The organism is Streptomyces gilvus (assembly GCF_022513565.1).
GTDB classification, from domain to species: Bacteria; Actinomycetota; Actinomycetes; order Streptomycetales; family Streptomycetaceae; genus Streptomyces; species Streptomyces gilvus.
Genome location: NZ_JAKWBE010000027.1, coordinates 16127 through 30462, shown reverse-complemented (window position 1 = coordinate 30462; position 14336 = coordinate 16127). Strand labels below are relative to the sequence as shown.

Below are 14336 nucleotides of genomic sequence, written 5' to 3'. Positions count from 1 at the left end.
GAAAACGCGAATACCTTCGGGATCGTCCTTTTCCCCAGGCGCCGCACGCGCCCGACCCGCAAAGGATCCCCATGCGTATTCGCTTGTGCCTCGCCGCGCTCTCCTTGGCCGGCGGGGCCGGACTGGCCACTCTCTCGCAGCCCGCGGCTTCGGCCGCCACCTGCTCGGACATCGACGTCGTGGCGGCTCGCGGCACCTTCGAACCGGGCACGCTCGGCCTGATCGTCGGCGACCCGGTGTACTCCGCGCTGCAGAAGAAACTCACGGGCAAAAGCCTCTCCAGCTATGCGGTGAATTACCCGGCCGATCTTTCCCCGACATCGGCCGCCCAGGGAAACGCCGATCTGGTGAACCACGTCAACGCGCAGGCCGCCGCCTGCCCGAATCAGCGTTTCGTTCTCGTCGGCTATTCGCAGGGCGCGAACGTCGTCGACAACTCGATCGGCATCAGCAGCGCCGGAGCGGTGGTCGGCAGCCCCATCGTGGCGACCCTCCCCGCGGCGGTAGAACCGCGCGTCGCGGCGGTGCTGCTGTTCGGCAACCCGATCCGGGCCCTCGGCAAGAGCGTCACCGGCACCTACCAGAGCCGCACCGACGACTTCTGCGCCACGGGCGACCCCATCTGTGAGAACGGCGGCGGCGACGTCCTGGCCCACCTCGGCTACACCGCCGACGCGGACGCGGCGGCGACGTTCGCCGCGGGCAAGGTCTGAGCGAGCGCGTCCAAGCGCCGATCGGCCCGGGAGGTTGTCCTCCCGGGCCGATCGGGTGTGGGGGATCTTTACCGGGGGTCCGCGGCGAAGCCGACGAGGCTGGTGGACACCACCTCGGGCCTGCCGTCGTTCTGCACGGGCGCCGCGGTCAGCACGTCGAGGTGCTGGTAGCCGGGGGCGACCACCGGGTGCAGGTCTGTCGGGATGCGGCCCGCGAGGAGCCCGTCGCCGGCGAGGACGGTGAGCGTGGGGTGCGCCTTCAACCCGTCGGGGTGCACGACGAGTTGCTTGATCTGCGGGGAGTCGGCGAGCTCGATGTCGGTGACCAGCTTGGTGGGGAAGTACTGCTCGGTGAAGTCCAGCGGCTGCTCGGCCAGGCTGCGGGCCAGCTCCCGGATGTCGGTGACCTCCTTGGAGGCGTTGGTGAAGGGGGTGCCGTCGGCGGAACGGTATCCGGGGTCGTCGGCGGCGCCGACACGGTCGTAGTCGCGCCAGGTGTACAGCGGTCCGTGCGGCTCGGCGGGAATGGCCTTGTACTCGACGCCGAACAGCTGGGGCTGCGCCGAACTGCCGTTGGCCGCCGGGAAGTTCTTGTCCGTGATCGGCCCGCCGTCGAAGAAGCCGACGCTGCTCTGCAGGAACGCCAGCGGTACGGAGTTGTCGTCCATCAGCGCGCCGAGCACGGCGTCGTTGGTGAGCCTGAAGTCCTTCACGGCGGGTGAGCCGGTGAGGAAGGTGGCGGTGTCCTTGGAGAACAGGAAGCGGTTGGTGGCCTCGATGTTGACGTTGGACGGCAGATAGGAGGGCAGGTCCGCCTCGGCGTCCGGGGCCTTGACGGCGCCCAGCCCGGCGATGCCGAGCAGGGTCATGGTCTCGGGGTTGAGGAGCACGGGCGCGGACAGCGAGCGGGGCAGCACTCCGCTGTCGAGTCCGGCCTGCACGGCGGTGTAACCGATGCCGACGTCGGGCAGGTTGGTGTCGCCCGGCACGCTGCCGCTGAGGTCGGCGAGGGACGTGGAGATCGTGGTGTCGAGGGCGAAGTACCCGGCGCACTGGTTCTGTCCGGCGTCCGCCGTGGTCGCCGGATCGCCGTCGAAGTCGGCGGCCGCGAAGTAGCCGGTGATCACCCCGCCCAGGGAGTGCCCGCCGCACAGCACCTTGCGCTTCCGCAGCCCCTGGTCGGGCAACTCGGCGGTGAGCAGGTCGTACTCGTCCCGCACGGTCTGCTGGATGCCGAGCTTCGCCAGCCAGCCCAGCTGCCCGTTGCCGGCGTACCCGGCGAAGGTGCGGCCGGCGACCTGCTTGCCGCGGTAGTAGTAGTCGACGGCCGTGTGCTCGTCGCCGGAGGCGATGCCCGTCCGGTCCTCCAGACAGTTCGAGCGGCGGTCCAGGGCCCAGAACTCGATGTGCCGGCCCTCTTCCGCGGCCCGGGCGACGGTGTCGCGGGCGACGCTGTCGAAGGCTCCGGCGCCCTCCAGGATGCCCGGCTGGGCGACCAGGATCCGGTCCGCGTCGGCCGACCGGCTCGGCCCGTCGGCGGAGCGGTAGCGCAGATACGACAGCCAGTCGCAGGCCTCCGGGCGGGCCCCGAACGACTGCGGCAGCGGCACCCTCACCCGCACCACGGTCTCCACGACACCGTCGGCCGGGTGCGTGGACGCCACGGCCGTCTCGGTCCGGGCCGCGCCGTCCCCCTGGGCCTGCGGAGCCGCGGCGGTGAGCGCGCCCGCGGTCAGCAGCGTGGCCAGTGCGGCGCCGCGCCATGTCCTTCCTGTTCTCCGACTCGTGTTCATAGCCGGACGGTAGGACCGCGACACCCGCGCGATCCGGAAGTGCTCACAACAACGCAGCACTCGACGCCCCGCTTGTCACCGGCACTCAGCGAGCCGGGGCCCTTCCGACGGACCAAGACCCTGTCCCGGAGTCCCGGCTCGTTCGATCCTGTGACAAGATCGCGGGATGCTACGACTGACCGACTTCATCATCGACTGCCCGGACACGATGACGCTGGCGGCCTTCTACTCCGAGGTGGTGGGGCTCCCGGTCAAGGAGGACAGCAACGAGCACTGGGCCGGTATCCAACTCGGCGGGATCGAACTGGCCTTCATCCAGGTGGATGACTACCGCGCCCCGCGGTGGCCCGACAGCGAACACCCCAAGCAGTTCCACCTCGACTTCGAGGTCGACGACGTCGAGGCCGAACAGCGCCGCGTCCTGGCCCTGGGCGCGACCCTGCAACGGGACTGCGTCGACCCCGACGGCTACGGCTTCCGCGTCTACACCGACCCCATCGGCCACCCCTTCTGCCTCTGCCGCAACAAGGGTGTCGTCTGGACCGACCAGGGCCCCGTCTGGCCGGGGCGCGCCTAGGCGTCCTCGACCACCGCCATGACCGGTGTGCCGGTCTCGACGGTGCGGCTGACGGTGCACAGGCGGTCGTGGGAGACGCCGACCGCCCGGGGCAGGATCGCGCGGGCCCGGTCGCCGGAGGCGCCGTCGGGGAAGGTGACCGAGAATCTGACCTCGAGATCGGTCATCCGGTTGCCCAGCTCGTCGCTGACCTTGTTGCCGCTCACGGTGACGGTGAACGCCTCGGGCTCCACGTGCCGGCTGGTCGCGACGTCCACGTCGACCGCGGTGCAGCCGCCGAGCGCGGCGAGCAGCAGCTCGACGGGGGTGAAGTCCGTGCCGTCGCCGGTACCGAAGTCGATCGTGGCGCCGTGGGAGTTCGTGGCGGTGAACCGGCCCGGGCCGGTGCGCTCGACGGTGACGGCGCGCAGAGAGCCTTCGCTCATGGACCAACCAATCTCTCGGAGTCTTCCGACCCCGTCATGCTCTCCGCAGCGACCGGCCCGGTTCAAACAGCCACGGCGTCGGACGGCTACACACTGTCGGCCGCCGCGCTGCTCGGGGCCCGGGTGCCCGTGGTGCCGAAGCGGATGCCCTTGGCCTCCTTCCCGACGGCGCTCAGCACGACCACCGCGGCCAGCGCGGGGACCACGGTCCAGGCCATCGCCGGCGGATAGCCGTGCCGTTCGGCGACGGCCTCCTGGATCGGCAGGTTGAGGGCGGCGATGAGGTTGCCGAGCTGGTAGGTGACGCCGGGGTAGAAGCCGCGGATCGCGTCGGGGCTCATCTCGGTCAGATGCGCGGGGATGACGCCCCAGGCCCCCTGGACGCAGACCTGCATCAGGAAGGAGGAGAGCATCAGCCAGCCGACGGTGGTGGACAGCACGAAGAAGGGCACGACGACCAGGCCCCCGGTCGCCGCGATCATGATCGTACGGCGGCGTCCCAGCTTCTCGGACAGCGCGCCGAGGAGGGCGCCCCCGATCATGGCGCCGACGTTGTAGACGATCGCGATGGCGATGGAGGTGTCCGCGGACAGACCGAGGCCCTTCTTCACGAAGGTCGGGTAGACGTCCTGGGTGCCGTGCGACATCCAGTTGAAGGCGGTCATCAGCGCGACCAGGTACACGAAGCGCTTCAGCACCGCGGGGTTCCGGAGGACCTGGTGGGCGGGGGTGCGGTTGACGGCGACGCTCTTCTCCCACACCTCGCTCTCCTCCACCCGGGTGCGCACCCAGAGGGCGACCAGGGCGGGGACCAGGCTGAAGGCGAACAATCCCCGCCAGCCGAAGGCGGGTTCGATGCCGAGGAAGGCCACGGCGGCGAGCAGATAGCCCAGGGAGTAGCCGCTCTGCAGCAGCCCCGACCAGAAGCCGCGCCGCTCGGCCGGGATCTTCTCCATGGCGAGCGCCGCGCCCAGGCCCCACTCGCCGCCCATGCCGATGCCGTACAGCAGGCGCAGCACCAGCAGCACGGTGTAGTTGGGGGCGAAGGCGCAGGCGAAGCCGACGATCGAGTAGAAGACGACGTCGACCATGAGCGGCAGCCGGCGGCCCCGGCGGTCGGCCCACATGCCGAAGAGGAAGGCACCGACCGGCCGCATCACCAGCGTGGCGGTGGTCAGGAACGCCATGTCGGTGAGGGAGACGCCGAAGTCGTCGGCGATCTCGCTGTAGACGAGGACCACCAGGAAGTAGTCGAAGGCGTCCATCGCCCAGCCCAGGTAGGCGGCGACGAAGGCGTTGCGCTGATCCCCGGTGAGACCCGTTGCCTGTTCCCGGACGGTCTTCAGCATGCCGGCCCTTCCCACGGCTCCGCAGGTCAGGCTAGGTCGGGGGGAAGGGGCGGACAACGCAAGAACCGGCAAAACCAGCGCCACGATTGCCTCAAACACCACCCGCGCCCATTGGGCTGACCAGACGTCAACAAACAAGCAGGTCAAGTCAATTGGGCCCGTTCATTCACATGATCGGCGCCTGGGAGAATAACGTGGACGTCGACGACCGGCGTTCGACCATCCGTGGTTCCACCATCCCGTACCCACAGGAGCGTCCATGGCTGATCAGACGGAGAACTCCGAGCAGGAGCCGTTGCCCAAGATCGACACATCTGTGCCGCAGTCGGCGCGGATCTGGAACTACTGGCTGGGAGGGAAGGACAACTACGAAGTCGACCGGGTGGCCGGTGACGCGTTCCGGGAGATCTTCCCCGGTATCGAGACCGGTGCCCGCGCCGCCCGTTACTTCCTCGCCCGCGCCGTCCGCCACCTGGCCGGCGAGGAGGGCGTTCGCCAGTTCCTGGACATAGGCACCGGTCTGCCCAACGTGGACAACACCCACCAGATCGCCCAGCGGGTGGCCCCGGAGTCCCGGATCGTCTACGTCGACAACGACCCGCTGGTCCTGGCCCACGCCCGGGCCCTGCTCACCAGCACCCCGGAGGGCGTCACCAACTACGTCGACGCCGACCTGCGCGATCCGGAGACGATCCTGCGGGAGGCCGCGAAGACGCTGGACTTCGACAAGCCGGTCGCCCTGATGCTGATGGGCATCCTGGGCCACATCGAGGACCACGACGAGGCGTGCTCGATCGTCCGCCGGCTCGTGGCCGGACTGCCGTCGGGCAGCTTCCTGGTGCAGTACGACAGCACCGACACCAGCAAGGCCTACCTCGAGGCGATCCGGCAGTACAACGAGGGCGGATCGGTCCCCTACATCCTTCGCAGCCCCGAGCAGATCGCCCGCTACTTCGACGGCCTGGAGCTGCTCGAACCGGGTGTGGCCTCGTGTTCGCGCTGGCGCCCCGACGACGGCGCCTGGGGGCTGCCCGCGGAGGTGCACCAGTACGGCGGTGTCGCCCGCAAGCCCTGACGGCGAAGGCGCCCGCCGGGGTCAGGTCTCCTGGAGGACGCGGTGGAGGATCGTCGGGGTTTCCTCCGGCGATTCCGCCTCCACCACCAGGCGGTTCATGGCGTCCCAGTAGCACTCGACGTCGGCGGGCCGGTCGGGATAGAGCGCGGTGGCGAGTCGTTCGAGGTGGACCACGTCGGGCAACTCGCTGCCGGGCAGCCGCACGATGGTCATGGGACCGCTCTCCGCGGAGTGACCACCGGCGAGGAACGGCAGGACCTGGACGGAGACCCGCGGGTGCCGGCACATCTCGATGAGATGCCGGAGCTGGGCGCGCATCGTGGGCAGGCCGCCGACCGGGCGGCGCAGCGCCGCCTCGTCGACGACGGCCCAGAGCCGGGTCGCCGACCGGCCGTCGAGGATCCGCTGCCGGGTCATCCGCAGGGCGAGCCGCCGGTCGATCTCGTCCTCGGAGGCGTCCGGGTGGGCGAGCCGGATGGCGGCACGGGCGTAGTCGCGGGTCTGCAACAGGGCCGGGACGCGCTGGACTTCGTAGCAGCGGATGAGGGCCGCCGTCTGTTCCGCCGCGAGGTAGGTCTGCGACCAGGCGGGCACCACGTCGTGGTAGTCCTGCCACCACGCGGGGGTGTTGGCCGCCTCCGCCAGCGTCAGCAGGGTGGCTCGCTCCGCCTCGTCCGTGACGCCGTAGAGGGTGAGCAGATCGGCCACGTCGCGCAGCTTGAACCCGTGCCGCCCGGCCTCCATCCGGCTGATCTTCGACCGGGAGCCGCGGATGGCGTGACCCGCGTCCTCACGGGAGACACCCCGCCCCTCCCGCAGCCTGCGCAGCCGCGCCCCGAGCAGCAGTCTCGGCACCATGGGCCCGGCGGACGGACCGCCCAGAACCCCCGTGCCGGACGGTGTGCTTGCGGTCTCTTCGACGCCCATGGGCATGCTCCTCGCGGTGAACTCCACCATGGTAGAGCCCGGTTGGCGCCAGGACTCGGCTTCGACGAACCGAGACAGCCCCTTCCGGCGAACGTTCATGGCCACCCCGGCGTCGTACGAGCGTGATTCCCGAAGGGGGTGCCATGTCACCACGAAGCCCGCGGGCGGCCGTGTGCGCGGCGACCGTGGTCGCCATCGGCCTGGTGGGGTGCGCGCCACGGGCCACCGACCCGTCCACCGCCCCACCCGCACCGCAGCTGACCACGTCACCACCGCAGGCCGTCCAACACCGCGCCTACGCCTGCGGAAGCACCGTCGCCCCGCCGGTGGAACCGTCCACCGCGGGTGACCCGGTCCGGCTCTCCGTCACCGGAGTCCGGTTGCACGGCGATCGCGTCACCGCCCGCTACGAGATCAGCTCGGCACACACCACGACCGTGCTCACCTACCCCGTGTCGCCCACGCCCCCGACGATCCTCCTGATGCGTGCCGGACACATCGTCGGACGGCACGAACCGCCGGCGTCCTCCGTCGTCGACGGCCGCCCCGCCGAGATGCGCCCCATCGGCCGGCATCCCTACGTCTCGTCCCTGACCGTCGACGCGTGGTGCCCGGGAACGACAGCGGCGCAGGTCCGCTCGCACCCCGCGCGGTACCGCGCCGAGATCGTCATGTCCGTGCAACCGACGGGCGGCCCACAGACGGCACCGCCCGCGCGCTACCTCCCGGACCCGTTGACGTCGGCCACCGCGCGGCTCACCCGGTGAACACGGGGCGGCATCAGGAGCCGGCGAGGAAGGAGAGGCGGACCTTCCGTTCGGCGTTGTCCCTGTTCGTGTCCACCAGGCACACCGACTGCCACGTCCCCAGCTCCAGCCCCCCGCCGACCACCGGCAAGGTCGCATGCGGCGGTACGAAGGCCGGGAGGACGTGGTCCCGGCCGTGACCGGGGCTGCCGTGGCGGTGCTGCCAGCGGTCGTCGGCGGGCAGGAGGGTGTGGAGGGCGGCGAGGAGGTCGTCGTCGCTGCCGGCGCCCGTTTCGATGACGGCGATTCCGGCGGTCGCGTGCGGGACGAAGATGTTGAGCAGGCCGTCACGGCCGGCGGCCGCCTCCCGAAGGAAGGCCTCGCAATCGCGGGTCAGGTCGACCACCCTCTCCGCGGAGCCGGTGGTGATGTTCAGGACTCGGGTGGTGAAGGCATCTGACATGACCCCATCCTGACCCATACGCCGGGTTTCACACGTGCGCCATGGCCCGCCCGTTGATACGGGAGGTCCAGTCCGCGAGACACCGTTGACCGTGCACGGACGATCTGGCTACGTTCACCGCATGTTGCGTTCAGCCCTGCTCACCACGCGCGGTCACATCGACCTGCTGCGGGTGGCCTCCGCCGCGTGTTGTCGCGGCTGCTGACGCCTTCCCTCCCCCCACGTTTCCCCTCCGCCTCCCGCTGCGCTGACCGGCGCGGGCACTGACCCGTGCCGTCCGCCGCAGCGCCTACGAGGCGCGCGCTCCCCTCACCGGTCGCTCTCCCCTCCTCGGAGCATCATGAGCATCAGCCATGCACCGCCCGGCCCTCGTGAACCCGATATTTCGGAAATATCCAAGCAAGGTACCCAGCACGGTTCCCAACAGGGTCCCCGGCAAGGTGCCGACCTCGACCTCACCCCCATCGCCCCCGCCTCCAGCCGCCGCACCCGCGTCCCCCGCTCGCTGCGCCGCACCACCGGCCCCCTTCTCCTGCTCGCCCTGTGGCAACTCCTCAGCACTACCGGCGTGTTGACCCCCGACGTCCTCGCCTCACCGGGGCGCATCGCCCAGGTCGGCTGGGACCTGATCGCCGACGGCTCGCTGCCCGGCGCCATCGGCACGTCGCTGCGACGGGTGGCCGGCGGACTGCTGCTGGGCACCGTCATCGGCGTCGGACTCGCCCTGGCCTCGGGCCTGTTCAGGGTCGGCGAGGACCTGGTGGACGCGCCGGTGCAGATGCTGCGGACCGTGCCGTTCGTGGGTCTGATCCCGCTGTTCATCATCTGGTTCGGCATCGGCGAGGCGCCGAAGATCGCCATCATCACGCTCGGCGTGACCTTCCCGCTCTACCTCAACGTCTACGCCGGCATCCGGGGCGTGGACGCGCAGCTCATCGAGGCCGGGGAGTCGCTCGGCCTGTCCCGCTGGGGGCTCGTGCGGCACGTCGTACTGCCGGGCGCGCTGCCCGGCGCCCTGACCGGGCTGCGCTACTCGCTCGGCATCGCCTGGCTCGCGCTGGTCTTCGCCGAGCAGGTCAACGCCGACTCCGGCATCGGGTTCCTCATGGTGCAGGCGCGGGACTTCCTGCGGACCGACGTGATCGTGGTCTGCCTGATCGTCTACGCCTTCCTCGGCCTGCTGGCCGACTTCGTCGTCCGTACCCTCGAAAGGCTGCTGCTGCAATGGCGACCGACGTTCACCGGCCGGTGATTCCGAGCCCCGAGGCGACCGGGGCCGTAGGGTCCGCGCAGGCCGTCCATGTCGAGGGCCTGACCCGTTCCTTCGACGGCCGTGCCGTCATCGACGACCTGCGACTCGATGTCCGGCCGGGCGAGTTCGTGGCCCTGCTCGGACGCAGCGGCTGCGGCAAGTCCACCTTGCTGCGCATCCTGGCCGGTCTCGACCGCGACATCCGGGGCACCGTCCTGGTCCCGCGCCGCAAGGCCGTCGCCTTCCAGGCGCCGCGGCTGATGCCGTGGAAGAAGGTATGGCGCAACGTCCTGCTCGGCCTGCCCGGAAAGCCCCAGCGGGCCGTCGCCGACCAGGCCCTCGAGGAGGTCGGGCTGAGCCACCGCAGCGACGCCTGGCCCAAGACGCTCTCCGGCGGCGAGGCCCAACGCGCCTCGCTGGCACGGGCGTTGGTGCGGGAGCCGGATCTGCTGCTGCTCGACGAGCCGTTCGGCGCCCTCGACGCGCTCACCCGGATCAAGGCACAGCGGCTGGTCGGCGAGCTGTGGCAGCGGCGCGGCTGTGCCGTCCTGCTGGTCACGCACGACGTCGAGGAGGCCGTGCTGCTCGCCGACCGTGTCCTGGTGATGGACGACGGCGTCATCGCGCACGAGCAGACCGTCGACCTCGACCGCCCGCGCGACATCACCGACCCCCGCTTCGCCGAACTCCGCGCCGGCCTGCTGGAACGGCTCGGCGTCGACACCGCCGCCGAAGCCGCCTGAACTTCCCTTCCCTCCCCTCCCCTCCCCTCCCCTTCCCGTCCACCTCCCCATCGGTTCCACAGAACGGACAACCCCATGCGACGTCGCCTCGTCCCCGCCGCACTCCTGCTCCCCCTCGCCCTGCTGCTCACCGCCTGCGGCGGCAACTCGGCCGCCGACACGGGCGGAGCGGTCGACGGCCAGGGCTCGCTGACCCTCGACGTCGGTGACCAGAAGGGTGGTTCGGAGGCCATTCTGCGAGCCGCGGGTGAGCTCAAGAACCTCAAGTACAAGATCAAGTGGTCGACGTTCACCTCGGGCCCGCCGCTGCTGGAGGCCGTGAACGCCAAGGCCGTCGACATCGGCGGTGTCGGCAACACCCCGCCGGTCTTCGCCGCCGGCGCCGGCTCGAAGATCACGGTGGTGGCCGCCTGGCACGGCACCTCCAAGGGCGACGCCATCCTCGTGCCCGACAAGTCCAAGCTGACCGACACCCAGGACCTCAAGGGCAAGTCCGTCGCCGTGGCGCAGGGTTCCTCCGCCAACTACCAGTTGGTGGCGTCCCTCAAGAAGGCCGGGCTCAGCCTGAGCGACGTCAAGGTCAAGTATCTCCAGCCGGCCGACGCGCTGGCCGCGTTCACCTCCGGCAAGATCGACGCGTGGGCGGTGTGGGACCCGTACACCTCGCAGGTCCTGCAGGCCAAGCAGGGCCGGGTGCTGACCACCGGCGACGGGATCACCAACGGCCTGACCTTCCAGGTGGCGGCGCCGAGCGCGCTGAAGGACCCGAGGAAGGCGGCCGCCGTCAAGGACTACCTGCAGCGGCTGCGGCGGGCCTACACCTGGGTCTACTCCCACGAGGACGAGTGGGCCAAGGTCTGGGCGAAGGAGACCGGGCTGCCGGACGACGTCGCGCTGGCCGCGGTGAGGCGGACGTACACCACCCGTGTCGCGGTCGCCGTCGACCCGCAGCTCATCGCCTCCGAGCAGCAGATCGCCGACACCTTCACCCAACTCAAGCTGATCCCGGGGAAGGTGGACTTCGGGGCCTTCGTCGACACCCGCTACAACGACGGGCTGCCGGCCTCCACGACCGCGCCGCGTCCTTCGGAGGGCTGAGGACATGACCGTACGTCTCCACTGGTTCCTGCCGACGGGCGGTGACGGCCGTACGCTCGTCGACCGGCACGCGTACGCGTCGAACGAGACCGGCGCCACCCGCAAGGTCAGCGGAGTCCGCGCCCCCGACATCGAGTATCTGGCCCAAATAGCCAAGGCGGCCGAGCAGTTGGGTTTTGAGGCGGTGCTCACGCCGACCGGCACCTGGTGCGAGGACGCCTGGCTGACCACGGTGGCGCTGGCCCAGCACACCGAACGGCTGAAGTTCCTGGTGGCGTTCCGGCCGGGGCTGATCTCGCCGACGCTCGCCGCGCAGATGGCGGCGACCTATCAACGCCTCACGCGGGGACGGCTGTTGCTCAACGTCGTCACCGGCGGCGACTCGGCCGAGCAGCGCCGCTTCGGCGACCGGCTCGACCACGACCAGCGGTACGCCCGCACCGACGAGTTCCTCTCGGTCGTACGCGGGGTGTGGCGGGGACAGCCGTACGACCACGACGGCGTGCACTACCAGGTCGAGGGCGGGCTGACCGCGCTGCCGCCGGATCCGGTGCCGCAGCTGTTCTTCGGCGGGTCCTCGCCGGCCGCCGGGCCGGTCGCGGCGCGGCACGCGGACGTGTATCTGACCTGGGGCGAGCCGCCGGCGCAGGTGAAGGAGAAGATCGACTGGATCCGGTCGCTGGCCGAGCGGGAGGGGCGGACCGTCCGCTTCGGGATACGGCTGCACACCATCTCCCGGGACTCCTCGGCCGAGGCGTGGGCGACGGCGAACCGGCTGCTCGACGACCTCGACGCGGACACCGTCGCGGCCGCGCAGCAGGCGCTGGGCCGGAGCGAGTCGGTGGGGCAGCGGCGGATGCTGGCCCTGCACGGCGGTTCCCGGGAGGCGCTGGAGATCCACCCGAACCTGTGGGCCGGGGTGGGGCTGGTGCGCGGGGGCGCGGGGACGGCGCTGGTCGGCAGCCATGCCGAGGTGGCGAACCTGATCGAGGAGTACCACGCGCTGGGCGTCGAGCACTTCGTGCTGTCGGGGTATCCGCATCTGGAGGAGGCCTACTGGTTCGGGGAGGGCGTGATCCCGGAGCTGGCCGCGCGCGGGCTGCTGGAGGGGACGTCCGTGGCAGGCGGCGCTCCGCTCCTGGTCGCCGGAGGGCGGTGAGCGGGCGGGAAGATCCACGGGCTCCCCGCCGTTAGTAGAAATGTGAACAACACACGCGAGGTCGAGGTAGTCGTCATAGGCGCCGGTCAGGCGGGTCTGTCCAGCGCCTATCACCTGCGCCGCACCGGTTTCGAGCCGGAGCGCGACTTCGTGGTGCTGGACCACTCCCCCGGGCCGGGCGGCGCCTGGCAGTTCCGCTGGCCCTCGCTGACGTACGGCAAGGTCCACGGCATGCACTCCCTGCCCGGGATGGAGCTGACGGACGCCGACCCCGAGCGGCCCTCGTCCCAGGTGATCGCCGAGTACTTCGCCACGTACGAGCGCACCTTCGACCTGCGCGTACGGCGGCCCGTCGACGTCCGTGCCGTGCGGGAGGGGGAGGGCGGGCGGCTGCTCGTCGAGACCTCGGACGGCATCTGGTCGACACGGGCGCTGATCAACGCGACCGGCACCTGGGACCGGCCGTTCTGGCCGCGCTATCGGGGTCAGGAGACCTTCCGGGGGCGGCAGTTGCACACCGCGCAGTACCCCGGGCCCGAGGCGTTCGCGGGGCAGCGGGTGGTCGTGGTGGGCGGGGGCGCCTCCGGTACGCAGCACCTGCTGGAGATCGCCCGGTACGCGGCCGCCACCACCTGGGTCACGCGGCGCCCGCCCGTCTATCACGAGGGCCCGTTCACCGAGGAGTACGGCCGGGCGGCCGTCGCGCTGGTGGAGGAGCGGGTACGGCAGGGGCTGCCGCCGCAGAGCGTCGTGACCGTGACCGGACTGCCGCTGAGCGACGCGATCCGGCAGGGCATCGAGGACGGGATCCTCGACCGGCGGCCCATGTTCGACCGGATCACGCCCGACGGTGTGGAGTGGGGCGACGGGCGGCGCGTCGACGCCGACGTCATCCTGTGGGCCACCGGCTTCCGGGCGGCCATCGACCATCTCGCGCCGCTGCGGCTGCGCGAGCCCGGCGGCGGGATCCGTGTCGACGGCACCCGCGCGGTCGCCGATCCACGCGTCCATCTGGTCGGCTACGGCCCGTCGGCCAGCACCATCGGGGCCAACCGGGCCGGCCGGGCGGCCGTACGGGACATCAGGCGCCTGCTGGCCACGCCGTCGGCCGAGCCGGTCGCCGCTTGAGGTCCCGTCGGGTCACCTGGCCGGGCTCGCGCTCTTCTGGTTGGCGTTGAACTCGGCGACGTTGCGCTGGTGTTGGGCGAAGTCGGCGGTGAAGCGGGTGTCGCCCGGCTTGACGGTGACGAAGTACAGCCAGTCCCCCGGCGGCGGGCTGATCGCGGCACGCATCGCGTCCTCGCCCGGGTTGTCGATGGGCGTGGGCGGCAGGCCCATGCGCTGGTACGAGTTGTAGGGGTTGTCGATCCGCGTGTCGCCGACGCTGGTCCTGAGCGAGGCACGGTTCAGGGCGTAGTTGACGGTGGAGTCCATCTGCAGCGGCATCCCGCGTTCCAGCCGGTTGAAGATGACCCGTGCCACCTTGCCCATGTCCGCCTTCGAGGCGGCCTCGGCCTGCACGATGCTCGCGATGGTGACCGCCTGGTACACGTTCATGGCGTTGCGCTGGGCGCCGGCCGCGACCGGGGCGCCGTTGAACCTCTTGTTCGCGGTGTCGACCATGTACGCCAGCAGGGACTCGGGGGTCGCCTTCCTGCCGTTGCTCTCCAGCGGATACGTCGCCGGGAAGAGATAGCCCTCCGGGTTGCCGTCGGCGTCGTTCGGCAGCTTCAGGCCGGCCTTGGCGACCGACCTCCTGGTGCTGCCCGCCGGCAGCGCCAGGACCTTGTCGACGGCGTCGTAGACCTGCCCCGCGCGCCAGCCCTCCGGGATGACCAGGGATGTCGGCCTGGCGTGCTGCTCGCTCTCCAGGGTCAGCAGCGGCACCGCCACGGCGGTGCCGGCCACGACGGCTCCGGTCGCGATGAGGGCGAACCGGCCCCTGCGCGTCAGTCGAATCGCGCTCCGAGTGCTCCGTGGCGGAGTGTTCTGGTACATGCGGGCACGGTAACCCGC

The 14336-nt window shown here is 70.9% G+C and carries 16 protein-coding genes; 10 read left to right on the top strand and 6 right to left on the bottom strand.

The window, feature by feature from the left end; translation table 11 throughout:
• Positions 1–71 precede the first annotated feature (71 nt).
• The gene (locus MKW14_RS31495) at positions 72–713 is read left to right on the top strand and encodes a cutinase family protein (RefSeq protein ID WP_240868382.1); all 642 of its coding nucleotides are present in this window, start codon (positions 72–74) and stop codon (positions 711–713) included.
• Between the two features lie 68 nt (positions 714–781).
• On the opposite strand, the gene MKW14_RS31490 is transcribed toward MKW14_RS31495, so the two are convergent.
• Positions 782–2506 carry a hypothetical protein gene (locus MKW14_RS31490; protein WP_240868379.1) on the bottom strand — a complete coding sequence of 575 codons (1725 nt, stop codon included), beginning with the start codon at positions 2504–2506 and terminating at the stop codon, positions 782–784.
• A gap of 166 nt (positions 2507–2672) precedes the next feature.
• Here MKW14_RS31490 and MKW14_RS31485 point away from each other — a divergent pair, with 166 nt between their 5' ends.
• A complete protein-coding gene (locus MKW14_RS31485; RefSeq protein ID WP_240868377.1) occupies positions 2673–3083 on the top strand; it encodes a VOC family protein in 411 nt (136 codons plus the stop codon).
• Here MKW14_RS31485 and MKW14_RS31480 read toward each other — a convergent pair.
• Together MKW14_RS31480 and MKW14_RS31475 are read right to left on the bottom strand one after the other, a co-directional pair.
• Entirely contained in the window at positions 3080–3508 is a 429-nt protein-coding gene (locus MKW14_RS31480) for an OsmC family protein (protein WP_240868375.1), read from the bottom strand. The two genes, MKW14_RS31485 and MKW14_RS31480, sit on opposite strands and share 4 nt — an antisense overlap.
• Before the next feature lie 86 nt (positions 3509–3594).
• Positions 3595–4857, bottom strand: a complete 1263-nt coding sequence (locus tag MKW14_RS31475; RefSeq protein ID WP_240868373.1) for an MFS transporter — start codon at positions 4855–4857, stop codon at positions 3595–3597.
• A 259-nt stretch (positions 4858–5116) separates the two neighbouring features.
• Between MKW14_RS31475 and MKW14_RS31470 the strand changes: the two genes are divergently transcribed.
• Positions 5117–5932 carry an SAM-dependent methyltransferase gene (locus tag MKW14_RS31470; protein ID WP_240868371.1) on the top strand — a complete coding sequence of 272 codons (816 nt, stop codon included), beginning with the start codon at positions 5117–5119 and terminating at the stop codon, positions 5930–5932.
• A gap of 21 nt (positions 5933–5953) precedes the next feature.
• On the opposite strand, the gene MKW14_RS31465 is transcribed toward MKW14_RS31470, so the two are convergent.
• Positions 5954–6859, bottom strand: a complete 906-nt coding sequence (locus MKW14_RS31465; RefSeq protein ID WP_240868369.1) for a Sco1979 family transcriptional regulator — start codon at positions 6857–6859, stop codon at positions 5954–5956.
• A gap of 143 nt (positions 6860–7002) precedes the next feature.
• Here MKW14_RS31465 and MKW14_RS31460 point away from each other — a divergent pair, with 143 nt between their 5' ends.
• Positions 7003–7626, top strand: coding sequence for a hypothetical protein (locus tag MKW14_RS31460; RefSeq protein WP_240868368.1), 624 nt, complete (start codon positions 7003–7005; stop codon positions 7624–7626).
• A 13-nt stretch (positions 7627–7639) separates the two neighbouring features.
• On the opposite strand, the gene MKW14_RS31455 is transcribed toward MKW14_RS31460, so the two are convergent.
• Entirely contained in the window at positions 7640–8068 is a 429-nt protein-coding gene (locus tag MKW14_RS31455; protein WP_240868366.1) for a YjbQ family protein, read from the bottom strand.
• Between the two features lie 121 nt (positions 8069–8189).
• Here MKW14_RS31455 and MKW14_RS41655 point away from each other — a divergent pair, with 121 nt between their 5' ends.
• From MKW14_RS41655 to MKW14_RS31430, 6 genes are all read left to right on the top strand, one after another.
• Positions 8190–8273: a putative leader peptide gene (locus MKW14_RS41655; RefSeq protein WP_343234701.1), complete on the top strand. Its 84-nt coding sequence runs from the start codon at positions 8190–8192 to the stop codon at positions 8271–8273.
• 135 nt (positions 8274–8408) lie between these two features.
• The gene (locus MKW14_RS31450; RefSeq protein ID WP_240868365.1) at positions 8409–9320 is read left to right on the top strand and encodes an ABC transporter permease; all 912 of its coding nucleotides are present in this window, start codon (positions 8409–8411) and stop codon (positions 9318–9320) included.
• Positions 9293–10063, top strand: a complete 771-nt coding sequence (locus MKW14_RS31445) for an ABC transporter ATP-binding protein (RefSeq protein WP_240868362.1) — start codon at positions 9293–9295, stop codon at positions 10061–10063. The genes MKW14_RS31450 and MKW14_RS31445 overlap by 28 nt, the downstream gene beginning before the upstream one ends.
• 75 nt (positions 10064–10138) lie before the next feature.
• Positions 10139–11161, top strand: coding sequence for an ABC transporter substrate-binding protein (locus tag MKW14_RS31440; protein WP_240868360.1), 1023 nt, complete (start codon positions 10139–10141; stop codon positions 11159–11161).
• A 4-nt stretch (positions 11162–11165) separates the two neighbouring features.
• On the top strand, positions 11166–12320 hold the full coding sequence (locus tag MKW14_RS31435) for an LLM class flavin-dependent oxidoreductase (RefSeq protein ID WP_240868358.1): 1155 nt from the start codon (positions 11166–11168) through the stop codon (positions 12318–12320).
• A 42-nt stretch (positions 12321–12362) separates the two neighbouring features.
• On the top strand, positions 12363–13448 hold the full coding sequence (locus MKW14_RS31430) for an NAD(P)-binding domain-containing protein (protein WP_240868355.1): 1086 nt from the start codon (positions 12363–12365) through the stop codon (positions 13446–13448).
• A 12-nt stretch (positions 13449–13460) separates the two neighbouring features.
• On the opposite strand, the gene mltG is transcribed toward MKW14_RS31430, so the two are convergent.
• A complete protein-coding gene (mltG, locus tag MKW14_RS31425; RefSeq protein WP_240868354.1) occupies positions 13461–14318 on the bottom strand; it encodes an endolytic transglycosylase MltG in 858 nt (285 codons plus the stop codon).
• Positions 14319–14336: the final 18 nt, after the last annotated feature.